The following is a 21859-nucleotide window of genomic DNA, read 5'->3' as shown; positions in this document are numbered from 1 at the left end:
AGGCCAGGGGCGGGACCCGAGATGAAACACTCCTCGACGCGCGCCTTCTATGCCTATTGGAATGAGCGGCGCGGCCGTTCCGTGGCCCCCGACCGCAGCGATTTCGCCCCCGAAGGCGTCCGCGACCTGCTCGGCGATATCTTTGTCCTTGGTTATGAGCGCGCAGAGGGATTTCCCTTCCGAGTCGCCGGCACGAGGCTGTGCGCCTACCTCGGCGGGGATGCCAAGGGCACCCGCTTCACGAGCCTGTTCACCGCCGGTAGCCGTAGCGATATTGACGAGATCGCCTCCATCGTCGCCGAGGAGTTGCAGCCAGCCGTGGCTGGGGTCTCCGCCCGCGGCGCAGACGGTACTTTATTACCGCTAGAACTCCTGCTGCTGCCCTTCGCCCCTCGTCTCCATACGCCGCTCAGTCTTACCGGACTGCTGGCGCCGCTCGAGCCGGCCAACGGACGGATGACAGATTTCGACCTCGCGTCCTGGCGCTTCATCACTCCCCAAGGGGCGGGGCCGCGTCCGGTCCGGCGCTGGAACGCTGTCCGCGGCTTCGTCGTCTACGAGGGGTTGCGCTGAGGGCGCAACTCGCCCAGTCATCGGAAACAGACAGACGCACGGAATCAGCATCGTAACCTTGCCTTAACCCTGAGCGCCTTAGGGTTAACAAAGCCCGGCATGCGGCCGGTGGGCACGATGATGGCGTTCGCGCAGCGTAAGATCTATCCAGCGACCGAAGAGCGGCGGCGCTTCCAGCGCGTCAAGGTCCATCTACTCGGCCGCTACATGCTGCCGGACCGCCGCGAATTTCCCTGCCAGGTGATCAACATGTCCCCGGGGGGCCTTGCCATGCTGGCGCCCGGCATTGGCAATGTCGGCGATCGGGTGATCGCCTATCTCGACCATATCGGTCGGGTCGAAGGCAAGATCACCCGTATCATCGACAACGGCTTCGCCATGACAGTGAACGCCACGCCGCGCAAGCGCGACAAGATGGCGGCGCAGCTCACCTGGCTCGCCAACCGCGACATCCTCAACCTGCCTGAAGACCGCCGTCACGATCGCATCGTGCCGCGCAATCCCACCGCCCATGTCGTTCTCGTCAACGGAACCGACATGCTGTGCCGGATCATCGACATGTCGCTGTCCGGTGCGGCCGTATCTTCCACCGTCCGGCCGGCAATCGGCAGCAAGATCACGATCGGACGGGTGCAGGCCCAGGTGGTGCGCCACCTCGAGGAAGGCTTCGCGCTCGAGTTCGCGTTTCCGCAGACACCGGATACTCTCGAAAACAACGTCACCGCCCGGTAAAGCGCGACGGTTTCGCAATCGTCAATGGCCTCGCCACGGCGGGGCCTTTTTGTATCTAGCGAGGCTGCCCCGGAGCCGGCTCACGCGCCGGGCGGACGCCGCGGCAGTTCATCGACAGAACCAAAAAACAAGACGCCGCAGCCACTTGCGAAGAAATTCCTCGAATTTGAATCAAAGCGGAATAGCTCCAATTTGAATCAATTACGCTGATCATTTTCGCTGAATTTGCGCCAGTTTTGACCGGCATTCGACTCGAAGTGCTTGAGGCGATTTAGCGGCGGCGCAAATCGTCTGTGGGAATGATGCCCCCAACAAGAAGACGGGGGCTACAGTGTCAACACGGACAGGACGGAAGATCGGAACGGCATGCGCCATTCTGATCGGGCTGACGATCCAGGCGGCCGCAGCGGAGCGAGCACAATACGCAAGCCTCGGCGACACAACACGGGCGCCGATCGGATGGGTCGAATTCTGTGCCGACAATCCGGCTGACTGCCGCAGCGGAGCGACGCATCCGCGCGACATCGTCATGAGCCAGACGGCGTGGAAGGATCTCGTCCGCGTCAATCGCTGGGTCAACGAGTCGGTGAAACCGATGACCGACATGGATCATTGGGGCGTCATCGAGAAGTGGTCCTATCCCACAGACGGCTACGGCGATTGCGAGGACTATGTCCTGCTCAAGCGCAAGATGCTCGTTGAGGCCGGATGGCCGCGCGAGGCGCTGCTGATCACGGTGGTGCGCGACAAGAAGGGTGACGGTCACGCGGTGCTGACCGTGAAATCCGACAAGGGCGAATTCATCCTCGACAATCAGAACGAGGAGATACTGCCCTGGACCGAGACGGGCTATCGCTTCGTCAAGCGCCAGGCGCAGAACGACCAGAACACCTGGGTGTCGCTCGGCGACAACCGTCCCGCAGTGGCCACTGCCACCGCGCGCTGACGCAAGACAGCACAGGAGCTCCGCGACCGGTCGCATCCCCACCCCTCCCCGTCCCCAGACCGGTACGCGCGCGGCCAGCCTTCCCCAAGGCTGGCCGCACTTTTTGGGGTTCGCCGACGTGAAGCGATTTCGGCGGCTGTCCGGCTGACGCGTGGTGTGTCGTGGTTCGTCCCGCTCAACGAGCAATGCGCTGCGATAAGCCCGCACTATACGGCTATCGATCCTTCCTGCGCCGGAGCGGGGCGGGAAACGGACTATGGTCCGCACCGGCTGCCCCGGCTCTCTGGACAACGCGGTGTCGCTCGCCGGACAGGCCGCACTGAAATAGGATCGAGCCTTCGCATGATGCCCGGCCCCGTGCCGGGCATTTTGCGTGTTGGCGGCATACCCTATGGCCGCAGGTGCGGCCTCGTGTTCGGCGAAAGCGGCGGCTCGGCGCCGTGATCGCCCTCGGGCAGCTTGTCGCCATGGACTGGCAGCGCGGGCCCGATCCAGATCGGATCGACGAGGTGATCGCGGCGCGCGTTGGTCGTATTGGGATGGACGAGGATGCTGAGCCCGCGATGGTTCAACGCCAGCCACGGCATCAGCGTCGCGAACACCTCTGGCGCGAAAGCCACCTGGTACATCGCCTGATCGTGCGGCCCGACCTTGACATCGTGCCAGGCGCCGATCCGAACCGAAAAGCGCTCGGCAATTCGCTCGCGCAGCCACTCGGCGATCGCCCGCGTCGTCGCCGGATCGTAATAGACATGGGCGTGGTAGCTCGCGATCTCGGCCACCGAACGCGGCGCGGTCATGGTCCTCAGCCGATCTTCTTCAGGCCGGCGCGGAAGCGGCGGCCATTCTCGACATAGCGGCGTGCGCCGCCGAGCAGCATCTCCGCCTGGGCGGGATCGAGCGTGCGGATCGCCTTGGCGGGCGCGCCGACGATGAGCGAGTGATCAGGAAACACCTTGCCTTCGGTGATCACGGCACCGGCGCCGACGACGCTGCCCTTACCGATCCGCGCGCCATTCATGACGATGGCGCCCATGCCGATCAGCGCGCCGTCGTCGATGGTACAGCCGTGCAGCACGACGTTGTGTCCGATCGTGCAATTCTTGCCGATGGTCATCGGAAAACCGGGATCGGTGTGGAAGGTGCAGTTGTCCTGCACGTTGGAATTGTCGCCGATCTCGATCGGCTCGTTGTCGCCACGCAGCACCGAGCCGAACCAGATGCTGGTATTGGAGCCGAGCCGGACATCGCCGATCACCTCGGCGCTGTCGGCGATGAAGACCTCGCCATCGGCGGGAAGGCGGGGTGAAACCCCGTCGAGTTCGTAGAGCGCCATGCCGTTCCCTGATTGAGCAGAGGCGCTAGTGTCCTGTCTCCGAATTACCGCTTCGTTTGCCTCACCCTCGCACGGCAATTCGGAGACATAAGGACACGAGCAAAATCAAAGTGCTAGTGTGGCTTATGTCTCGCAATTGCCTACGAGAGGCTTGCCGCAAAGGCGGTAGGCAATTGCGAGACGCCACACTAGTGTAACGTTTCCAACGTTCGTAGGCCATTTATACGAGCGTCGGACACAAAGGGACACTAGTCGCCCGATTCATTCAGATTGAAGGGTAAAGGTGCTTGAGTTTGATGCGAGCATTGGGAGTTGTGAAGTGCCAGTTTGCCTTGGTGTGGTTGGCATTGCGGTCTTTCTCCCAGGCGGCGATTTCCTCGGCGAGGGTCTGTTTGTCGGGAATCCGTCGATCGAGGCATTGGGACGATAGGACGCCGAGTTCGGACTCGGCGAGATCAAGCCAACTGCCGTGCTTTGGTGTGTAATGCCATTCAAAGCGCTCGACCAGCCGCCTGGCCTCAGGGGCCGGAAAGGCTTCATAGAGTGACGCCTTGCTGTGGATGTTGAGATTGTCCTGGATCAGAACGATGGTCTTGGCGCCGGCGAAGTGGACATCGGCCAAGTCCTTCAGGACGTGAGCATAATCCACGGCGGTATGGCGATCGGTGACTTTGACATGGCGCCAGCCTTCGAGCGGAGCAAACATCATGAAGAGATTGGCGGTGCCGTTGCGTTTGTACTCGTAATCGCAACGAGCCGGGCGCCCACGCTTCATCGGAATCGGCATGCGCGTCTCGGCGAGGAGTTGCTTTGAGCTCTCGTCCAGGCAAACCAGCGGGTAGTCGGGATCGCGTGGCCGGGTGTAGACGGCCAGCACGTCCTCCATGGCGGCTACGAACGCACTATTGGCTTTCGGCGGGATGACCCAGCACTGTCGGCGATGGGGCTGGAGAGTGTTTTTTTTAGTGCCCGCCCGATCGTCGAGTCGCTGGCACGATCAACAATATGGAGTTCTACGACTTTTTGCTCCAGTAGCCGCAGGGTCCAGCGTGTGCGTCCCTTGGGAGGTTTGGAACAAGCCAGGGCAATCAGTTTGGCTTCCTTCTCACCGTCAAAAATCCGCGCAACCCCCGGTGTTGCGCGCTGCTTACGGCTCAATACCGCCTCGAAGCCTTCTTCCACCAGTTGCTTCCGCACTCGGTAAACCATGGAAACGCTTGTATCGAACGCCTTAATGATCCGGCTGTCACTCCAACCTTCGCCGGCTTCCGAGACATCGGCCTTCAACAATATTCGCGCCTTCAGCAGTTTTTGAGCTGCGCTCTTGCCCTTCCGTATCAGCGTTTCAAGCTGTTCGCGTTCCTCGCCGCTCAGCCGCACAACATACTTCTTTACCGAAATTTCCGTCGCAGCCATGATCCTCTCCGGCGCTCGCGTCGAGACGATCGAATCGAATCACAAATTCTCCATCCTTTCAAATTATTTGAAGCGAGCGACTAGTGTCCTGCCTCAGAATTACCGCCCCATTTGCCTCACGCTCGCTCGGTCATTCGGAGACATAAAGGACGCTAGCAAAATCAAAGCGCCAGTGTGGCTTATGTCTCGCAATTGTCTACGACAGACTGGCCGCAAAGGCGGTAGGCAATTGCGAGACGCCACACTAGCATCGATATTTTGGGATCTAACGCTCGTATGATGATTTCGCTGCAATGCAGAAACGAGCGTCAGATCCACCGCACAAGAGTGCCACGATGCGGCGGCCGTGGCGAGAGCGAGCACGTTAGAGGAACAGGCCGCTGATCTGAAGCACCTGCAGGAACACGGTCCCGCACATCAGGCTCCAGAAGCCGGCGAGCACCGTCGCCAGCATCACGAATTCGACCCGCCGCTTCTCGATCCGCCGGCCGCGCACGGTGTTGCGCATGATGATGAAGGGGGCAGCAAAGACCAGGAATGGAACGGCGGCAAAGGCCCTGGGCCGCGCCCCCTCCTGGAGCAGGCCGAAGCTGGCGGGCCGATCCGCCAGCAGCTGGTAGCCGGACGTCAGGGCGCCGGCGAACGCAAAGCCGATCAGCAGCGAAAAAGCCGAATTCACGACATCCGGTGACATCAGCGACTTCCCTCGACAACGGGAGCGGAACACCCGCCCCGGCAGTCCCGGAGGCTTCGCAAAACGCGCCCGGCCGCGCTACTTCATCCTTAAGAAAGGGTTAACGAGCGACCGATGGCAGCGCATGGCAGCGCGCCTCCCGCGGGGCTCGCGGCAGCGTCGGCCGTGGCATAATTGCCCGCGATTCGTTCTCTTCTCCGCTGCAGGCAGTTCCCGTCGCATGTCGTTGCTTTCGGTGTCCCGCCGCGCGCGGGCCAACCGCGCCCGTCGTGGCCATCTTCTGCCCATGATCGCCTCAGGCGCGATCGGCGCCCTGGCGATCGCCGCGGTGAGCTATTTGTTATGGCCGACCTGGACGGCGGGCGGGGCCAGCGACCCGACCAGGCTGCCGATCAGCATCGGCGGAACGGTGTTCAACGTGCCGACGGCGTCGATCCGCATGAAAGTGCAGCGCCGCTCCGGGCCGCAGGATCGCGTCGACCTCGATTTCGGCTGGCCCTCGCTGGCGCCGGGCGGGACGCCGAAGCACGTCACCGTCGACCAGATCGACAACCTGCCGACCAACCTCGACGTGATCTTTCTCTCGATCGCCGCTCACGGCAATGCCCTGGCGCCCGAGGAGCGCGCCCGCACGATCTATCCACGCTATCTGGAAACCGGCCGGGCGACGGCGACCGACGATCTCGTCGCGCGCGCCTTCCGCAGCGACACGCCTTATGCAAGCGAGGATCTGTTCGTCGCCACTGCGCCGGCGCTCGTTGTGCGCTGCAGCCGCGACGCCCGCACGCCTGGCATCTGCCTGAGCGAACGCCGCGTCGAGGGCGCAGACCTCACCTTCCGCTTTCCGCGCAGCCTGCTGACCGAGTGGCGCTCGATTGCTGCAGCAATGGACCAGATCTCGGCCGACCTGCACCCGCCGCATTGAGGGCGACGACGCGCCGCCTGCGGCGGCGCGCCCCGCAACTCACACTTCTTCGAGGTCGCTTTCCAGGATCGCGATCTGCACCTGGTAGGAGCGATCGTCGTCCTCGTCGTCGACGAACAGCACACCGACGAATTCCTCACCGATATAGATCTCGGCGGAATCGTCCTTCTTCGGCCGCGGCACCACCCGAATTTTCTGGTTGCTGAACAACCGCTTCAGATAGGCATCGAGCTTCCTGACTTCCTTGACGTCCACGAGTATCTCCAGCGCGAGAGGGAATTGGCAGGGGTTTAGGCAAAACAGCGGCGCACCGCCAGACTGCAGGTGACAAAAAAGCGTGCATGACAGCCCGCCGAAACGAGCTGCACAGCACCGGCACCGCTCACGCGGGCCGTCCGGCGACCGGCGGCGCAGAACTTCCAATCGCGGTTACGCCGGGCCGTCGAAGCCCGCATTGAGCATCTGATTCATGGTGCGCGACGGCTCCGAGCAGCCGGCCGTGCCCACCACCTTGGCCGGCACGCCGGCGACCGTAACGTTGTTCGGCACCGGCTTGACCACCACCGAACCGGCGGCGATGCGCGCGCAATGTCCGACTTCGATATTGCCGAGGATCTTGGCGCCGGCGCCGATCATCACGCCACGCCGCACCTTGGGGTGCCGGTCCTCGTTCTCCTTGCCGGTGCCACCGAGCGTGACACCATGCAGGATCGAAACGTCATCCTCGATCACCGCGGTCTCGCCGACCACGAGACCGGTGGCATGGTCGAGGAAGATGCCGCGACCGATCTTCGCCGCCGGATTGATGTCGGTCTGAAAGACTTCGGACGATCGGCTCTGGACGTAATAGGCAAAATCCTTGCGCCCCTGCTGCAACAGCCAATGGGCGAGACGATGCGCCTGGATGGCGTGAAACCCCTTGAAATAGAGCAAGGGGTCGATGAAGCGCGAGGTCGCGGGATCCCGATCATAGACCGCGACGAGATCGGCGCGGAAGGCATTGCCGAGATCGGGCTCGTCGCGCAGCGCCTCCGAATAGGCCTGACGGATCAGGTCGCCGGACAGGGCCGCGTGGTCGAGCCGCTCGGCGAGACGATGCACCACCGACTGCTCGAGCTTCTCGTGATGAAGCACCGTCGCATAGATGAACGTCGCGAGCTCCGGCTCGCGCCGCACGATATCTTCGGCCTCGTCCCGGATCCGCGTCCAGATCGGATCGACGGTAGAGAGCGTGGGATGCGGGTCCGAATGGGGTTTGGCCATGATCCTGGGTCCGACGAATGGGGTCCAACAGCCTCAACAAGTAGCAAGTTTACCACATAATCCGTCCGGACAAGCCGACAATCCCCCTCCCGGCTGGTCGTCCGTCCGCCAGGATGAGGAAACTGCCTGTCTTTCCGGGTAGTTAAGGCCGTTCGGCGAGGAAATCCCGGACGCCCGACTTGTAGATTTTGTCGCCGACCGCCCGCATGTGGTCGCGGTCGGGAATGTCGAGCACCTTCGAGCCGGGGATGACCTCGGCCAGCGCCTGCGCCGAGCCGGCGACATCGTCGGTGGTGCCGACGGCGATCAGTACCGGCACCTTGATCGCGGCAGCCTCCTCGCGGCTCATCAACCGGCGCGAGCCGCGCAGGCAGGCAGCCAGTGCCCGCCGGTCGGAGCGGGTCTGGTCGGCGAAGGCGCGGAAGGTCCGGCCCATCGGATCGGCAATGGTGGCGGGATCCTCCACCTCGAGGGCGGTGGCGACATTCTCCGAAGGGCCGCCGCCGGCGATGAGGCCCATGCCGATGCCGCCGAGGACCGCCGAGCGTACCCGCTCGGGTACGCTGTAGGCTAGATAGGCGGCGATCCGCCCGCCCATGGAATAGCCCATCAGATCGGCGCACGGCAGGCCGAGATGATCCATCAGGGCGCGCACGTCACCGGCCATGGTGCCGATGTGGTAGAATTCCGGATCGTAAAGCTTGGTGGATTCGCCATGGCCGCGGTTGTCGAGCGCGATGACGCGCCGGCCCGCCTTGGCCAGTTCCGAGACCCAACTGGGATAAACCCAATTGACGTTCTTGGTCGAGGCGAAGCCATGGATCAGGACAATGGGATCGCCCTCGCCTTCGTCGAGATAGGCAATTTCAGCGGCGCCGTTGGTGAAGCTCGGCATCGGACCATCCTGAGCGGGTTTGGAGAACGCCTGCCCTACCCAATCACCGGGGCGGCGGCAAGGCCGCTCCGCGCCTGCCTGACAGCCGCGCGCCGGGCACGGCGCAGTTTGGCTCGCCGCAGCAGGGCTTCGGTGAGACGTTCCGTTGTGGCCTTGATCGAGGCGAGCAACCCGAGCAGCGCGAATGCGGCTCCGAACAGCCAGACGGCGAGGTCGAAGGCTCCCGCAGCGAGCACCAGGGCGCCACGGCCGAACAATTTCAGCAGCGCGCGCGTCTGTGTGCCTTTGCCTTCGGCGAGCCGCGCGGCACGGGCGAGATCGGCGGGCTCGTCCGCCAGACGCAATGTCTCCAGCGCGCCACGGGTGCCGGCCTTCTCGCCGATGCGTCCGGCGTCCTTGGCGGCACGGATCAGCGCCGCCACCTTGTCGGCGCGCACCGCGCCGCGCAGCGCGGCGAGGCTCGCCGCCGGCCGCATCACCGAGGCATCCGCCATCGCGCCCCGCAGCATCGGGCCATCGACCACGTCGATGGCAGAGCGCCCGGCCCAGCCGGCCAGGCCGGCGCCCAGGCGGCCCGCCTTGCGGGCGTCCTTGACCAGGGAGAGGCCGGCGCGCGCCGGCGCTGCCGTGCCGACGGAAACGTAGGTTGCCGCGGTGACAGCGATACCGGCGGCGGCGAGACCTAGCAGCAAGCGGTCGGCTTTTTCGCCGCTCGCCAAGCGGCTGCCCTCGCGCAGCAGATCGCGGATATCGCCAAAGACGAACAGATCGCCGGCTACCGTACCGGACAGGGCGGCCAGATCCCCCCCCGCTCTCGCCGGTGACAAAGCCACCGGCGAAGCGCGCCGCGGTCCGCGTGACGAATGCATCCTGGTGTACGGCGGCAACAACGCGTTCCGACAGATCAGCCGGCAGTGGCGTGCCGCGCGCGGTGGCGAGTTCGACGAAACTCGCGGCGAGATCGGAGTCGCCGGCGGCCAGCGCGCGCTCGGTCTCGTCGATCAATGTCGCCGTCTTCACTTGCGCGAGCCGCGCCTCGCTCAGCGCCACCGGATCGTGCTGGGCAAGCAAGACAGCACCCGCTTGACGCGCTTGCGGCCAGGCGATCCGGAACGCGGCAGCGAATCCCGCGACAGCAATGACCGCCAGCGCCAATTGCAGGACGCGTCGAAGCGACGCGCGCGCCGGAACGCGCCACGATGTTATCCCGCTACTGGTCTCCGCGTCCCTCACATCCGACTCGTTCGGGATCCCTAACGACAGGTTTTCGGACCGTCATCCCGATCAATATGTAGGCCGCCCCCCCCCGACCAAAGAAGGGCTTCTCCGGAGCGCCTTGATTGTGTCGAATTTACCGGTGCAAGTCGGCGACCGAGCAGCGGCCGGGATCTCCGGGAAGGGTCAAATTTCACCCTGGATTTCAAGGGCGACGGTCTGGAACTCGTTGCAATTGAACCTTATGGTGCCGCGCGTTGCAGACGGCGGCTCCGTCGCGTAGCGCTGACTGACATCGATTCCGCTGCCAGCAGCGATCGACGACAGAGATGTCACAACTGGATTTCTTGCAGGTAGGCTCAATGGCTGATCACGTCGTTCCCCACTTTCACAACGATGCCGGCGTCGCCGTCATCGAAATCGGTGCGCGGGAATTCATGTGCGTGGGCGCCAACCCGCCCTTCGATCATCCGCACGTCTTTCTGGATCTCGGCGACGACAACGAGATCATCTGCCCCTACTGCTCGACCCTGTACCGCTATGCGGCCGATCTGGCCGAGGGCGAATCGCGCCCGCCGGAGTGCCGGTTGAAAGAGAAGGCCGCCTGAGGCGGCCGTGGCGCCGTCGCGCACCATTCTCATCGCGGGCGCCGGCATCGGCGGAATGACGGCGGCGCTCGCACTGGCGCGGAAGGGATTCCGCACAATCATTCTGGAGAAGGCCGGCCGGCTCGAGGAAGTCGGCGCCGGCCTGCAGCTCTCGCCCAATGCCAGCCGCATTCTGACCTGCCTCGGCGTCGAGCCGCATCTTGGCTCCCGCGTGGTCGCGCCGGATCAGGTCAGCGTGATGAGCGCGCGGTCGGGTCGCGAGATTGGCCGCATTCCGCTCGGGGAAACCGCCCGCAGCCGCTACGGCGCGCCCTACTGGATCGTTCATCGTGCCGACCTCCAGGCGGCCTTGCTCGAGCGCCTGCGCGAGGTCTCACAGATCGAGCTACGCCTCGGCGCCGAGTTGGAAGGCGTCGTCGATGGGGCCGAAGGCGTCATCGCGACGACACTGCACAATGGAGACCGTCAGCAGGACGCCGCGCTGGCACTGATCGGCGCCGACGGCGTCTGGAGCGCGGTGCGCCGGCAGCTTTTTCCCAAGGCGCAGGCGGGCTTCAGCGGCCGCATCGCCTGGCGCGGCACGATCGAAGCCGACCGGTTACCTCGCCAATACCGCCTCCGCAGCGTTCAGCTCTGGCTCGGGCCGAACGCCCATCTCGTCGCCTATCCGGTTTCGGGCGGCAAGCGCATCAATCTCGTGGCGGTCGCACCGGGCAGCTGGAACCGGCCGGGCTGGAACGAGACCGCCGAGCCAGCCGATATCCGCGAGACATTCGATCTCAAGCAATGGCCGCTCGGTGCGCGCATGCTGGTCGGCGGCGTCGACCATTGGCGGCGCTGGGCGCTGTTCGGGGTCGACAGCAACGAGCCATGGGTGCGCGGCCACGTCGCCCTGGTCGGCGATGCCGCCCATGCCATGCTGCCTTTCGTCGCCCAGGGCGCCGGCATGGCGATCGAGGACGCCGCCGTGCTGGCACGTGAGCTCGGCCCCACCCTCGACGCCCCCGCCGGCATTCCGCAGGCGCTGCAGCGCTACGAAACGGCGCGGCGGGATCGGGTCGAGCGGGTGGTCCGTACGGCACGGCGCAACGGCCGGATCTATCACCTCACCGGCCCGATGGCGCTGGCGCGCGACAGCGTGATCCATGCCTTGAGCGGCCAGCGCCTGCTGGCGCGGCAGGACTGGATCTACGACTACCGGGTGGATTGAGGGGCGACGACGCTACTGTTTTCGCTTGCGCGAGTCAGGTGCAGCAGCCGGCGCCGGCGGCGGGTTTGCCGGCGGCAGCGCCTCGCTGTCGCAGCGGTTGCGAGCCCAGACCTCGTCGGCGAGCTTGGCCTGGGCGCGCGCCGACAGATAATCATTGCCATAGGCAACTTCCGCCACCACCGGCCCGGCGGCGCCAGTCTTGGCCTTGGCCATCAACGCCTTGAGCTCGACAATGCGATTGGCATTCTCGGTGCGTGCCGTGCGCAGCTGGGCGCAGTTGTAGAGATCGTATTTCGCCGGGTCGACGAAGGCCCCCGAGACGTTCTCGGACAGTTGGGCGCAGCCGCCGAGCGCAAGGCCGGCAAGCAGCAGGCCGAGTGCGACCGCACGCCGGCGCACATTTCGCGGCCGGGCAAGGCACGATATCGGTTCGGTCGGGATCAGATGATCGGTCATCCGGCCTTCGTAACGAGATCAGGTTGAGTTTGCGTAAAGCGCAGACCCATGTCGGGAACATGTCCGGAATGAGGCAGGCCTTTTACGGACCGCCCGGTCCCGAGGCAAGCTGCGCGGCATGAGGCCGCACGCCGAGCGCCGGCCGGCCATGGCGCTCCTTCACTTCCGCGATCTGATGCAGCATGTCCTTGAAGGCGTCGATCGCCGCACGCTCCTCGGACGTCAACGCCGGCGTGATCGACATCCGCTCGACGAGGACGAGCAGAGCGTCTCCGATCTTGCCAAGCTGCTTGCCGTAGGTGCCGACATCGGACAGCACATCCTGCTCGACCTCCGGAGCGGACGATTGACCGAGCGTGATATTGATCAGGCCGAACTGGCTGCCGATCGGGCTCATGAATGCGGTGAATGGACTGATCGATTGAACGACATCTCCAGACAGCGGCAGCTTGAAAACGGGCATGCGTCTCTCCGTGGTTTGACACGTCTGAACGACTGCAGCATTTCTAACTATAGCAGGTCTTTTGATGGCTGGCGTTGTCGATGGCGCTCCATACACGCGCAAGTCGCATTGGCGGAGACTGAGGGGCTGGTGCGAACGGCGGGAATCGAACCCGCACGACGTTGCCATCGAGGGATTTTAAGTCCCTTGCGTCTACCAGTTCCGCCACGTTCGCTCGCGCCCGCTTCTAGCGCGTTTCCGTCTTGCGGGAAATGGCTATCCCCGCCCTGTTCTGCCGCATGGCGCCATGCCGCCGCGCGCAGCGGCGGCGCGTTGTCGCCGCAGTGGCGCCATGTCAGCATCGGCCCCGAACAAGCGCACAGCAGCGAGCAAGACGAGGGGGGAAACCAATGGCCGGCGGCACCAGCAGCTATCAGGAGATCGCCACCGAGGTGGCCGACAACATCCTCACCATCACCCTCAACCGGCCCGACAAGCTCAACGCCTATACCCGCACCATGCAGGCGGAGCTGATCGACGCCTTCGACCTCGCCGATCGTGACGACGACGTCCGCGCCGTCATCGTCACCGGCGCCGGCCGCGCCTTCTGCGCCGGCGCCGACCTCTCCGCCGGCGGCACGACCTTCGACGCCAAGGCGCGATCCGACCGCAAGACCGCGCCGGTGAAGGAGAGCGGCGAGGTCGATTGGAGCGACGAGGCGGTGCGCGACGGCGGCGGCCGGCTCACCTTGCGGATCTTCAAATGCCTCAAGCCGGTGATCGCCGCGGTCAACGGCCCGGCGGTCGGCATCGGCGCCACCATGCAGCTCGCCATGGATATCCGCCTCGCCTCGGAGGCGGCCCGCTTCGGCTTCGTCTTCGCCCGGCGCGGCATCGTGCCCGAGGCCTGCTCGAGCTGGTTCCTGCCGCGCATCGTCGGCATTTCTCAGGCCCTGGAATGGACCTGTTCGGGCCGGGTGTTCGAGGCCTCCGAAGCCCTCGCCGGCCGCCTCGTCTCCAAGGTGGTACCGCCCGCCGAGTTGCTGCCGGTCGCGCAGGCGCTAGCGCGCGAGATCGCCGACAATACCGCGCCGGTGGCGGTGGCGCTGATCCGGCAGATGATGTGGCGGATGCTGGGGGCGGATGATCCGATGGAAGCCCACAAGATCGATAGCCGCGGCATCTATTCCCGTGGCGCCTCGGCGGACGTGCGCGAGGGCGTCACGGCCTTCCTGGAGAAGCGGCCGGCACGCTTCACCGACAAGGTCTCGACGGACATGCCGTCCTATTTCCCGTGGTGGCAGGAGCGGCCGTACAAGTGAAATCCCGAGCCGTACCGCTCAGTCGCAGATCGCCTTCAGCGCGGCCCATTGCGACGCGGTCAGCAGGGGCTCGCCGTTGGCGGGTCCATCCTCCGCGCGCATGCGGTTGAGCCGGTCGTCGGTCACCGGATGGCTCGCCAGGATCGACAGCTTGTCCTTCTTCTGGCTGCCGGTGATCCGGAACATCAGTTCGCCCATGCCGCGCGGCGAGCGGCCGAGGCGATGCATCGTACTGATGGCGAAGCTGTCGGCACTGTCCTCCACCTCGCGGGAATAGGAGGCGTCGATCAGCGAGCGCGAGGCGATCACCAGTGCGCCCGAGCCCGACATGTCGCCGAACAGCAGGCCGACCAGGAAGGACGTGCCGCCGGCGTGGATCACATGACGCAGGCTGTCGCGGTGGTCGAGATGGCCGAGCTCGTGGGCCAGCACGCCGGCGAGCTCGTCGGCATCCTCGGCCTTGTCGAGCAGACCGCGCAACACGACGACCTTGCCGCCCGGCAAGGCAAAGGCGTTGGGGACGGAGGTCTTCAGCACCGACGCGTCGATCGGCCCGGCCAGCCCCGCGGCGTCGTGAAGCCGGCCGACCAGCACGGCGAGCGCCTCTTGCCCGGCCGCGCCCTCGCAGGCCTTGCCGCCGAAGATGGCGCGGGTCTGCTTCTCGGCGACGTCGCCGAGCCGCCGTTCCACGGCGGCGGGAATGAGCGGCGCCAGGCGATCTGCGATGATCGGCAGCCCGAACACCACGACGGCCATGATCGAGGCCGCTGCCGCCAGCGACCAGCCGATGATGGCGCCGTAGCCGCGCCGATCGGCCCCCGCTTCCGCCTGCGGGCAGCGGGCGAGCACCTCGGCAGCGAGCGCGCCGTCGTGGATCTCGAGCCTGGCCAGCGCCGGCGCCTCAGTACTGCTCAGGCGCAAGACGCCAGGCCGACCATCGGCGCGGCGGATCGCCGCGAAATTCCATGCCACCAGTTCGCTGCCGTCGGCGGCGATGATCAGCTTGTCGACGATCGACAGCATCACGACGTGACGGCGGCTCGACAGGCCATCGAAGAACACCGCCGCCGGCGCATCAGGCTGCGGCTGCGCGCTCGCCGTCTCCATCAAAACCCTGCCACATCGAGACCGTCGGCGAGCCCTTCGCCGAGCGCACTCGACGGCAGCCCCTTGGCCGAGACCGCGCCCGCCGCCTCGATGCCCTGCACCGTCACAGATGCGCAGAGCAGCGCCCAAAGATCGCGGATCAGGTAGACCCGGACCACGATGTTGAGGACGACAATGGCAAGCAGATAGCCGACCGTCCACGACGCCAGCAGGCCCAGATGCCCGCCGCCAGGCGCGAACAGTTCATCCATGTCGGTGCCCGAGGCCTGGCCGACGGCGAATGTGGCGGCGACGACGTAGGCGACCAGCGCGACCATCACCAGGAAGTACCAGCCGATGACCTTCCAATAGAGGCCGACCAGGGCGGTGCGCGACAGGCGCGCCTCGACGCTGACGCCGCCAAAGCGCAATCCCGACAGCCACCAGCGCCACTCCACGGCCTTGAAGGCAGCATAGAGGAACGGCAAGGCCGGAAAGACCACCAGCGCCACCGGCGTCAGCAGCCACAGCCACCAGCCGCGCTTGAACAGATCGAGGCCGGTGCCTTCGAAACTGCCCTGCAGATCGCCGTAAAGAGTGTGCCGCATCTTGTAGCGCTCGAGCGACGCCTCGCGCCAGGGCAGCGCGAAGCCGAGGGAGACGATTACCAGCAGCCCCCACAAGGAGGCGCGGCCGGCATAGGCGAGCCCCGAACCGGTCATCCAGAAGCGGATGCCGCGAAACACCGTGCGCGTGACGCGATAGCGCCGGGCGCGGAAGATGGCGAACTGGCCGAACAGATAGAAGAAGACGAACAACGGAATGCTGGCGAAGGCCTTGGCGCGCTCGGCTTCGATGCCGACAAAGAAGTAGAGGATATAGATCGGCAGCAGGATGGCGAGCGCGAACAGGAAGCCGACCAGGAGCTCCCTTCCCGTGCCGGTGTACTCGGCGCCGTCGCCGTCGATGCTGATGTGCGACCACAGATGCCGGCGCATATCGGTGGCCAGCCAGAAGCGATAGAAGCCGAGGGTGGCGAGTTCGAGCAGGGCACCGCGCCGGACCAGCCGGCCGAAGTCGCGGCGCTCACCGGAGAACAGCACCGCGGAGACCGATGCAGGCCGGACAGGGCTCATGTCGTTCATGGAATCTGATCCATCATTGTCGCAGTCGAAAACATGGCGTAAGCCATGGTGAAACACAACCACGCATTGAAGACCTGTCGAACAGGCCGAACGCCTCTCACGTCTTGGTCGCGCAGGAGCGCGTCGGCGGTTCGTTCTTGTTGGCTAGAGCTTTCTCCGCACCGATGGAATCGGAGCGAAGGCTCTAGTGTCCCATTTCCAACGTTCGCATTCCTTTACAGCCGGCGCTTCTACGAACGTTGGAAACAAAGGGACACTAGAGCCTGTCCTCAATTAGAGGATTCCCAAGCAGATTATCGCATGATTCATAGGCGGTCAGCTGATTCGGAGCTGACCAAATGCGCCGCTACGCCCTTCGGGACGATCAATGGGATAGGATCAAGGATATTTTGCCCGGACGTGAAGGGCATGTAGGTGAGCTGGTCCCGGAAATCTGGACAGGACGATAAGTGGAATTTCTGCCTGACAACGGCGATAATCGCCGCGAACAGGAGAGACCATGAAGAGACGACCCCGCCGGAACCACTCACCGGCCTTCAAGGCGAAGGTGGCTCTGGCCGCCATCAAGGGCGATCGGACGATCGTCCAACTGGCCGAGCATTTCGACGTTCACCCCAATCAGATCACCGCATGGAAATCGCAGCTCGAGGGCAGCGCGTCTGAGGTTTTCGGATCGGGAGGCGGAGCGCCGGCCATCCCCGCGATCGATGTGAAGTCGCTCCATGCCAAGATCGGGGAGCTGACGCTGGAGAACGATTTTTTAGAAGGCGCGCTCACCAAGGCGGGATTGCTGAGCGCAAAGCGATGATCGACCGTGAGCACGATCTGTCGATCACCAAGCAGGCAGAGGTTTTGAAGATCAGCCGGGGCAGCGTTTATTATCTGCCCCGCCCAGTATCGCCCGCCGACCTCGAGATCATGCAACAGATCGATCGGCTGCACCTGGAATACCCCTTCGCCGGTTCGCGTATGTTGCGAGGCCTGCTGGCCTTGCGGGGGTGCAAGGTCGGCCGCCGGCATGTGAAGACGCTGATGCGGCGGATGGGGATAGAGGCGCTCTATCGCCGGCCGCGCACGACGAAGCCTGAACCCGGCCACAAGATCTATCCGTATCTGCTGCACGGCATGGAGATCACGCGACCGAACCAGGTCTGGGCCATGGACATCACCTATATCCCGATGGCCCACGGCTTCGTCTATCTCGCCGCCGTGCTCGATTGGGCGACGCGTCGTGTTCTGTCCTGGCGATTGTCGATTACGATGGAGGCGTCCTTCTGTGTCGAGACATTGGAGGATGCTCTCGCGCGTCACGGCAAGCCGGACATATTCAACACCGACCAGGGCTCGCAGTTCACTGGCGCGGCCTTCACCGGCGTGCTCGCCGATAACGGCATCGCCATCAGCATGGACGGCAAAGGAGCTTGGCGGGACAACGTGTTCGTTGAGAGGCTGTGGAAAAGCGTCAAATACGAGGAGGTCTATCTGCGAGCCTATGAGACCGTCGGCGAGGCGCGAAGCTCGATTGGTCGGTATCTCGACTTTTACAATGGCCGCCGCCCGCATTCGAGCCTTGACGACCGCACCCCGGATCAAGCCTACTTCGATCTTCCTCCGCTCCGCGCGGCGGCCTAACCCCGGCAGAGCCTCCACTTATCGACGCGGAAAATCTGTTCAGACAACCGGGACCACCTCAAGGGGGCACGGCCAAAGACAATCGGCTGTTTGTAGAAGCGGTGATCTACCGCTATCGAGCCGGGATCCCTTGGCGAGATTTGCCCGAACGCTTCGGCGATCCGATCAAGATACATACGCGTTTTTCGCGCTGGACGAAGAGCGGGGTGTGGAAGAAGCTGTTTAAGATGCTGGCGAGCGATGCCGACAATGAGTACGCGATGATCGACAGCACGATCGTGCGGGCGCATCAGCACAGTGCCGGCGCACAAAAAAAGACGGCGAAAACCAAGCTATCGGGCGCAGCAAAGGCGGGCTGAGCACCAAGATCCATGCGCTTGTCGATGCCCTGGGCAATCCGCTGGACTTCATCCTGACGCCCGGCCAAGCCCATGATCTGGAGGGCGCCGATGCACTGCTGCCCGACATGGCGGCCGACGCCTTATTGGCAGACAAGGCCTTCGACGCCGACGAACGGGTGATTGCCCCGTTGCTGGCACGGGGAAAGTCGGTCGTGATCCCGCCCAGGCGCCACCGGCAGCTCCAGCGCGATTTCGACAAGCACGCCTATAAGGCACGCCATCTCATCGAGAATTTCTTCTGCAAGCTCAAGCAATACCGCGCCATCGCTACCCGCTACGACAAAACCGCCAGAAATTTCCTCGCCGCAATCCACCTCGCGGCGGTTATCATCTGGCTCAATTGAGGACAGGCCTTAGTGTCCCGTCTCCGAATTACCGCTTCGTTTGCCTCACCCTCGCACGGTCATTCGGAGACATCGGGACACTAGCAAAATCAAAAAGCTAGTGTGGCTTATGTCTCGCAATTGCCTACAGGGGCTTGCCGCAAAGGGCATAGGCAATTGCGAGACGCCACACTAGCATCAATATGATTCTAGTGCGGTTTTGGATCGGACGCTCGTATGAAGAGCTCGCTGCAATACTGAAACGAGCGTCAGATCCACCGCACTAGAGCAGGCTCCGAGCGATGTGAATCGAATCAGGATTCCCGAATCGGCTGACATCTGATTCATGATTCCTGCCGCAGAATGGAGGCGGCTGGAATGGCGCTTTCCGACGATCTTCGCAAACGAGTGGTGGAGGCTGTCGTCTCGGGCGGGCTGTCGCGCAATGCGGCGGCGAAGCGTTTCGAAGTCAGCATTGCGAGCGCCGTGCGCTGGGTCAAGCAATTCGAGACGACGGGAGAAATGTCGCCGAAGCCGACTGGAGGCGATCGCCGCTCCGGCCGCATCGAAGCCCATCACGGCTATCTGATGGGTCTGATCCGGCGCACGCCGGACGTCACCCTGCTGGAGATCCAGGAACGTCTGATCAGGAATTGCGGCGAGCATTTTTCGAGTTCCGTGCTGTGGCGCTTCTTCGACCGTCATGGCGTCACGTTTAAAAAAAGACCGCACACGCCTCGGAGCAGCAGCGGCCGGACGTCCTGAAGCAACGCCTCGAATGGTTCGAGCGACAGCTCGATCTCGATCCCGAGAAGCTCGTCTTCATCGACGAAACGGGCGCCTCGACCAATTTGGCGCGCAAAGGCGGGCGTTGCCGGCGTGGGCGGCGGCTGCGCGTCGGCGTGCCGCACGGCCATTACAAGACGGTCACGCTCGTCGCCGGCATCCGCCTTCGCGGGCTCGTGGCGGCGAAGACCTATGATCGTCCGATCACCGCCGCCCTGTTCGAGGACTGGGTGGAACACTGCCTCGTTCCTACCCTCACGAAAGGCGACGTTGTCGTCATGGACAATCTGTCCGCCCACAAGGGGCCGCGGGTCAAGGAGTTGATCGAGGCCGCGGGCGCCGAGCTGCTCTACCTCCCGCCCTATAGCCCCGACATGAACCCGATCGAGAAGGCGTTTTCCAAGCTGAAAGCGCATTTGCGCAAAATCGCCGAGCGAACTGTCGCCGCCCTGATGCGCGCCCTCGAAACCTGCGCCGACATCTTCAAGCCCGCCCAATGCGCAAACTACTTCGCCGCATGCGGATATGATCCACCTTGATCGGAGTCTGCTCTAGTTTTTTTTTGTTTCGACGCGTTTTCTTCGCGCGAACCGGTATCCACTTCGCGGGAAAACGCTCTAGAATTATGACTATACTGGTGTCCCTTTGGTTCTAACGATGAGTGCTCGCTACAAAGGGATACGAACGTTAAAATCGGGATCCTAGCTGACCCAACGCCGGAACCTGCCATGCTCTTTCCCACCACCATCGCCGGATCGCTGCCCAAACCCGGATGGCTCGCCGAGCCGAACCGCCTGTGGGCGCCGTGGCGGGCGCAAGGCGCTGAACTTGCAAGCGCCAAGCGCGATGCCACGCTGCTCGCCATCAAGCTTCAGGAAGATGCGGGAATCGACATCGTCACCGAGGGCGAACAGGCGCGCCAGCATTTCGTCCACGGCTTCCTCGAGGCGGTCGAGGGCATCGACTTCGCCCACAAGGTCGAGATGGGGATCCGCGCCGACCGCTATAAGGCGATGGTGCCGCAGGTCGTGGCGCCACTGCGGCTGAAGGGCCGGGTCCACGCCTTCGAGGCCCGGGCGGCACGGGCCCATACCGGCCGCAAGTTGAAATTCACGTTGCCCGGGCCGATGACCATCATCGACACCATCGCCGACCACCACTACGGCGACCGCGTCAAAATGGCCTTCGCTTTCGCCGAACTGCTCAATACCGAAGCACGGGCCCTCGCGGCCGACGGCGTCGACCTCATCCAGTTTGATGAACCGGCCTTCAACGTCTACATGGCCGAGGTCCGCGATTGGGGCATCAAGGCGCTGGAGCGCGCCGCGGAAGGGCTGCCCTGCGCCACCGCCGTCCACATCTGCTACGGCTACGGCATCAAGGCCAACACCGACTGGAAGGAGACGCTCGGCGGCGAATGGCGACAATATGAGGAGACTTTCCCGGCAATTGCGGCGAGCTCGATCCAGCAGGTCGCGATCGAATGCCGCAATTCGCGGGTGCCCCTCGAACTGCTGCGGCTGCTGCCGGGCAAGGTGGTACAGGCCGGGGTGATCGATGTCGCGCGTGACACCGTCGAGACCGCCGAGGACGTCGCCGCCACCATCGAGGCGGTGCTCAAATTCGTCCCCGCCGACCAGTTGATCCCGACCACCAATTGCGGCATGGCGCCGATGCGCCGTGACATTGCCGAGGCCAAGCTCAAGGCGCTGGGCGACGGCGCCCGCCTCGCCCGCCAGCGCTTGGGCTGACGTCTTCGCTTCCCCGCGCCTGGTGGGCCCGGGACAGGCCTGCGCCTCGAGTCTCACTTTCCGCCGACGCTCGGATGCAGGATCGGTCGATAGCCGGACGCGAGGGCCGCGACGGTCGAGAGCGGCGTCAGCAGCAGCATCATCCCCGCCGGCGACGCGACGGCGGCGCCATAACCGCCGGGCGACCACGGCCACAACCTGCCGTGCGCCACCAGCAGGCTCTGTGCCCCCGATTGCACAAAGGCACCGTCCGGCAGCGCCGTTGCCTCCATAGCCAGCGGGTGCAGCCGCCGGCTGCGGCCGTCGAGGCGCTCGCCGTGAAGCACCCGGTCGATCTCCGCGGCGCGGGGCCGCTCACCCGCCGCCAGCCCGCGACCGCGCGCCCAGGCGGCGCGGAACGCCTCGGCGTCGGAACGCCGGCAATAGAAACAGGGCCGATGGCCGGCGGCGAGTGCGGTCGCCTCATCCAGAAAGAACAGTTCGGTCCAGCTTCGCGTGCCCATGACCTCGCGCCGCCGGCCGCGAAAGTCGCACAGGCAGACGATCCAGGCCGGGCTGGTCCAGCGCCGCGCCGTCAGGCTGCGGGTCGCCGGATCATGGATGATGCCGCGGTTGCCGGTGAACAGGCCACGGTGCGGTGTGGCGATGATGTCGCCGAGCGGCGTGACGCGGTTCTGCAGCGGCACCGGCGCCCTCACCCTC

General features: G+C 64.5%; 24 protein-coding genes, 1 tRNA gene and 1 pseudogene. 12 read left to right on the top strand and 14 right to left on the bottom strand.

Translation table 11 applies throughout. The annotated features are described in order from the left end of the window. Window positions 1–21 precede the first annotated feature (21 nt). The 3 genes from DB459_RS18665 to DB459_RS18655 all read left to right on the top strand — a co-directional run bounded on the left by DB459_RS18665 (window position 22) and on the right by DB459_RS18655 (window position 2251). Window positions 22–573, top strand: a complete 552-nt coding sequence (locus tag DB459_RS18665) for a PAS domain-containing protein (RefSeq protein WP_253706755.1) — start codon at window positions 22–24, stop codon at window positions 571–573. 120 nt (window positions 574–693) lie between these two features. Then, complete coding sequence (locus DB459_RS18660; RefSeq protein WP_253713626.1) at window positions 694–1305, top strand: PilZ domain-containing protein; 612 nt, start codon at window positions 694–696, stop codon at window positions 1303–1305. Between the two features lie 355 nt (window positions 1306–1660). After that, window positions 1661–2251 (top strand): transglutaminase-like cysteine peptidase, encoded by a 591-nt coding sequence (locus DB459_RS18655; protein ID WP_371926994.1) that lies wholly within the window; start codon window positions 1661–1663, stop codon window positions 2249–2251. Between the two features lie 389 nt (window positions 2252–2640). On the opposite strand, the gene DB459_RS18650 is transcribed toward DB459_RS18655, so the two are convergent. From DB459_RS18650 to DB459_RS18635, 4 genes are all read right to left on the bottom strand, one after another. Then, complete coding sequence (locus tag DB459_RS18650; RefSeq protein ID WP_253706753.1) at window positions 2641–3051, bottom strand: DOPA 4,5-dioxygenase family protein; 411 nt, start codon at window positions 3049–3051, stop codon at window positions 2641–2643. 5 nt (window positions 3052–3056) lie between these two features. Beyond that, window positions 3057–3587: a gamma carbonic anhydrase family protein gene (locus DB459_RS18645; protein ID WP_253706752.1), complete on the bottom strand. Its 531-nt coding sequence runs from the start codon at window positions 3585–3587 to the stop codon at window positions 3057–3059. Between the two features lie 265 nt (window positions 3588–3852). Beyond that, window positions 3853–5003 (bottom strand): IS630 family transposase gene (locus DB459_RS18640; RefSeq protein ID WP_253706721.1). Its coding sequence is split into 2 segments (ribosomal slippage): window positions 3853–4553 and window positions 4553–5003, totalling 1152 coding nucleotides; the frame shifts between segments, so codons are not numbered across the junction. 364 nt (window positions 5004–5367) lie between these two features. Further along, the gene (locus tag DB459_RS18635) at window positions 5368–5697 is read right to left on the bottom strand and encodes a hypothetical protein (protein ID WP_253706751.1); all 330 of its coding nucleotides are present in this window, start codon (window positions 5695–5697) and stop codon (window positions 5368–5370) included. Between the two features lie 220 nt (window positions 5698–5917). On the opposite strand from DB459_RS18635, the gene DB459_RS18630 reads away from it, so the two are divergent. Next, window positions 5918–6622 carry a hypothetical protein gene (locus DB459_RS18630; RefSeq protein WP_253706750.1) on the top strand — a complete coding sequence of 235 codons (705 nt, stop codon included), beginning with the start codon at window positions 5918–5920 and terminating at the stop codon, window positions 6620–6622. A 39-nt stretch (window positions 6623–6661) separates the two neighbouring features. On the opposite strand, the gene DB459_RS18625 is transcribed toward DB459_RS18630, so the two are convergent. The 4 genes from DB459_RS18625 to DB459_RS18610 form a co-directional block, all read right to left on the bottom strand. Beyond that, complete coding sequence (locus tag DB459_RS18625; protein ID WP_253706749.1) at window positions 6662–6877, bottom strand: DUF3126 family protein; 216 nt, start codon at window positions 6875–6877, stop codon at window positions 6662–6664. A 174-nt stretch (window positions 6878–7051) separates the two neighbouring features. Then, window positions 7052–7885 (bottom strand): serine O-acetyltransferase, encoded by an 834-nt coding sequence (gene cysE / locus DB459_RS18620; RefSeq protein WP_253706748.1) that lies wholly within the window; start codon window positions 7883–7885, stop codon window positions 7052–7054. 142 nt (window positions 7886–8027) lie between these two features. Then, window positions 8028–8780 carry an alpha/beta fold hydrolase gene (locus DB459_RS18615; RefSeq protein WP_253706747.1) on the bottom strand — a complete coding sequence of 251 codons (753 nt, stop codon included), beginning with the start codon at window positions 8778–8780 and terminating at the stop codon, window positions 8028–8030. Window positions 8781–8815: 35 nt separating this feature from the next. After that, window positions 8816–9613 carry a hypothetical protein gene (locus DB459_RS18610; protein ID WP_371926776.1) on the bottom strand — a complete coding sequence of 266 codons (798 nt, stop codon included), beginning with the start codon at window positions 9611–9613 and terminating at the stop codon, window positions 8816–8818. A gap of 744 nt (window positions 9614–10357) precedes the next feature. On the opposite strand from DB459_RS18610, the gene DB459_RS18605 reads away from it, so the two are divergent. Together DB459_RS18605 and DB459_RS18600 are read left to right on the top strand one after the other, a co-directional pair. Next, entirely contained in the window at window positions 10358–10603 is a 246-nt protein-coding gene (locus DB459_RS18605) for a zinc-finger domain-containing protein (protein ID WP_253706746.1), read from the top strand. Between the two features lie 7 nt (window positions 10604–10610). Further along, complete coding sequence (locus DB459_RS18600) at window positions 10611–11813, top strand: FAD-dependent monooxygenase (RefSeq protein WP_253706745.1); 1203 nt, start codon at window positions 10611–10613, stop codon at window positions 11811–11813. A 12-nt stretch (window positions 11814–11825) separates the two neighbouring features. Here the strand turns inward: DB459_RS18600 and DB459_RS18595 are convergent, their stop codons facing one another. The 3 genes from DB459_RS18595 to DB459_RS18585 all read right to left on the bottom strand — a co-directional run bounded on the left by DB459_RS18595 (window position 11826) and on the right by DB459_RS18585 (window position 12946). After that, entirely contained in the window at window positions 11826–12269 is a 444-nt protein-coding gene (locus DB459_RS18595) for a twin-arginine translocation pathway signal (RefSeq protein ID WP_253706744.1), read from the bottom strand. Window positions 12270–12351: 82 nt separating this feature from the next. Next, window positions 12352–12732, bottom strand: coding sequence for a hypothetical protein (locus DB459_RS18590; RefSeq protein WP_253706743.1), 381 nt, complete (start codon window positions 12730–12732; stop codon window positions 12352–12354). Window positions 12733–12859: 127 nt separating this feature from the next. Beyond that, window positions 12860–12946 (bottom strand) — tRNA-Leu (locus DB459_RS18585). A gap of 175 nt (window positions 12947–13121) precedes the next feature. Here DB459_RS18585 and DB459_RS18580 point away from each other — a divergent pair. After that, window positions 13122–14033, top strand: a complete 912-nt coding sequence (locus DB459_RS18580) for a crotonase/enoyl-CoA hydratase family protein (protein WP_253706742.1) — start codon at window positions 13122–13124, stop codon at window positions 14031–14033. Window positions 14034–14051: 18 nt separating this feature from the next. Here the strand turns inward: DB459_RS18580 and DB459_RS18575 are convergent, their stop codons facing one another. Both DB459_RS18575 and DB459_RS18570 read right to left on the bottom strand, forming a co-directional pair. Next, the gene (locus tag DB459_RS18575; RefSeq protein WP_371926775.1) at window positions 14052–15143 is read right to left on the bottom strand and encodes a M48 family metallopeptidase; all 1092 of its coding nucleotides are present in this window, start codon (window positions 15141–15143) and stop codon (window positions 14052–14054) included. Further along, window positions 15140–16264 (bottom strand): DUF898 family protein, encoded by a 1125-nt coding sequence (locus DB459_RS18570; protein ID WP_253706740.1) that lies wholly within the window; start codon window positions 16262–16264, stop codon window positions 15140–15142. The genes DB459_RS18575 and DB459_RS18570 overlap by 4 nt, the downstream gene beginning before the upstream one ends. 338 nt (window positions 16265–16602) lie before the next feature. On the opposite strand from DB459_RS18570, the pseudogene DB459_RS18565 reads away from it, so the two are divergent. The 5 genes and pseudogenes from DB459_RS18565 to DB459_RS18545 all read left to right on the top strand — a co-directional run. Next, a pseudogene (locus DB459_RS18565) lies at window positions 16603–16680 on the top strand (IS5/IS1182 family transposase); the annotation flags it as partial. Window positions 16681–16763: 83 nt separating this feature from the next. Then, window positions 16764–17896, top strand: a protein-coding gene (locus DB459_RS18560) for an IS3 family transposase (RefSeq protein ID WP_253706739.1) whose coding sequence is annotated in 2 segments (ribosomal slippage) — window positions 16764–17019 and window positions 17019–17896 — 1134 coding nt in all. Because the reading frame shifts where the segments join, the coding sequence is not laid out codon by codon here. A 20-nt stretch (window positions 17897–17916) separates the two neighbouring features. Then, a protein-coding gene (locus tag DB459_RS18555) for an IS5 family transposase (protein ID WP_371926993.1) occupies window positions 17917–18641 on the top strand; the annotation gives its coding sequence in 2 pieces (ribosomal slippage) (window positions 17917–18223 and window positions 18223–18641; 726 coding nt in all). Window positions 18642–18998: 357 nt separating this feature from the next. Next, window positions 18999–19945, top strand: a protein-coding gene (locus tag DB459_RS18550; protein ID WP_253706644.1) for an IS630 family transposase whose coding sequence is annotated in 2 segments (ribosomal slippage) — window positions 18999–19338 and window positions 19338–19945 — 948 coding nt in all. Because the reading frame shifts where the segments join, the coding sequence is not laid out codon by codon here. Between the two features lie 189 nt (window positions 19946–20134). Further along, complete coding sequence (locus DB459_RS18545; protein WP_253706738.1) at window positions 20135–21157, top strand: methionine synthase; 1023 nt, start codon at window positions 20135–20137, stop codon at window positions 21155–21157. A gap of 53 nt (window positions 21158–21210) precedes the next feature. Here the strand turns inward: DB459_RS18545 and DB459_RS18540 are convergent, their stop codons facing one another. Next, entirely contained in the window at window positions 21211–21843 is a 633-nt protein-coding gene (locus DB459_RS18540) for a hypothetical protein (RefSeq protein WP_253706737.1), read from the bottom strand. Window positions 21844–21859: the final 16 nt, after the last annotated feature.

The sequence above is a fragment of the Bradyrhizobium sp. WD16 genome, assembly GCF_024181725.1.
Taxonomy (GTDB): Bacteria; Pseudomonadota; Alphaproteobacteria; order Rhizobiales; family Xanthobacteraceae; genus Bradyrhizobium_A.
This window is presented reverse-complemented; position numbering and strand designations above follow the sequence as displayed.

Bases quoted from the DNA above. Each gene is read 5' to 3' on its own strand.
- DB459_RS18665 (WP_253706755.1), top strand. From the start codon at position 22: ATGAAACACTCCTCGACGCGCGCCTTCTATGCCTATTGGAATGAGCGG.
- DB459_RS18660 (WP_253713626.1), top strand. From the start codon at position 694: ATGGCGTTCGCGCAGCGTAAGATCTATCCAGCGACCGAAGAGCGGCGG.
- DB459_RS18650 (WP_253706753.1), bottom strand. From the start codon at position 3,051: ATGACCGCGCCGCGTTCGGTGGCCGAGATCGCGAGCTACCACGCCCAT.
- DB459_RS18645 (WP_253706752.1), bottom strand. From the start codon at position 3,587: ATGGCGCTCTACGAACTCGACGGGGTTTCACCCCGCCTTCCCGCCGAT.
- DB459_RS18635 (WP_253706751.1), bottom strand. From the start codon at position 5,697: ATGTCACCGGATGTCGTGAATTCGGCTTTTTCGCTGCTGATCGGCTTT.
- DB459_RS18630 (WP_253706750.1), top strand. From the start codon at position 5,918: ATGTCGTTGCTTTCGGTGTCCCGCCGCGCGCGGGCCAACCGCGCCCGT.
- cysE (WP_253706748.1), bottom strand. From the start codon at position 7,885: ATGGCCAAACCCCATTCGGACCCGCATCCCACGCTCTCTACCGTCGAT.
- DB459_RS18615 (WP_253706747.1), bottom strand. From the start codon at position 8,780: ATGCCGAGCTTCACCAACGGCGCCGCTGAAATTGCCTATCTCGACGAA.
- DB459_RS18605 (WP_253706746.1), top strand. From the start codon at position 10,358: ATGGCTGATCACGTCGTTCCCCACTTTCACAACGATGCCGGCGTCGCC.
- DB459_RS18595 (WP_253706744.1), bottom strand. From the start codon at position 12,269: ATGACCGATCATCTGATCCCGACCGAACCGATATCGTGCCTTGCCCGG.
- DB459_RS18590 (WP_253706743.1), bottom strand. From the start codon at position 12,732: ATGCCCGTTTTCAAGCTGCCGCTGTCTGGAGATGTCGTTCAATCGATC.
- DB459_RS18580 (WP_253706742.1), top strand. From the start codon at position 13,122: ATGGCCGGCGGCACCAGCAGCTATCAGGAGATCGCCACCGAGGTGGCC.
- DB459_RS18570 (WP_253706740.1), bottom strand. From the start codon at position 16,264: ATGAACGACATGAGCCCTGTCCGGCCTGCATCGGTCTCCGCGGTGCTG.
- DB459_RS18545 (WP_253706738.1), top strand. From the start codon at position 20,135: ATGCTCTTTCCCACCACCATCGCCGGATCGCTGCCCAAACCCGGATGG.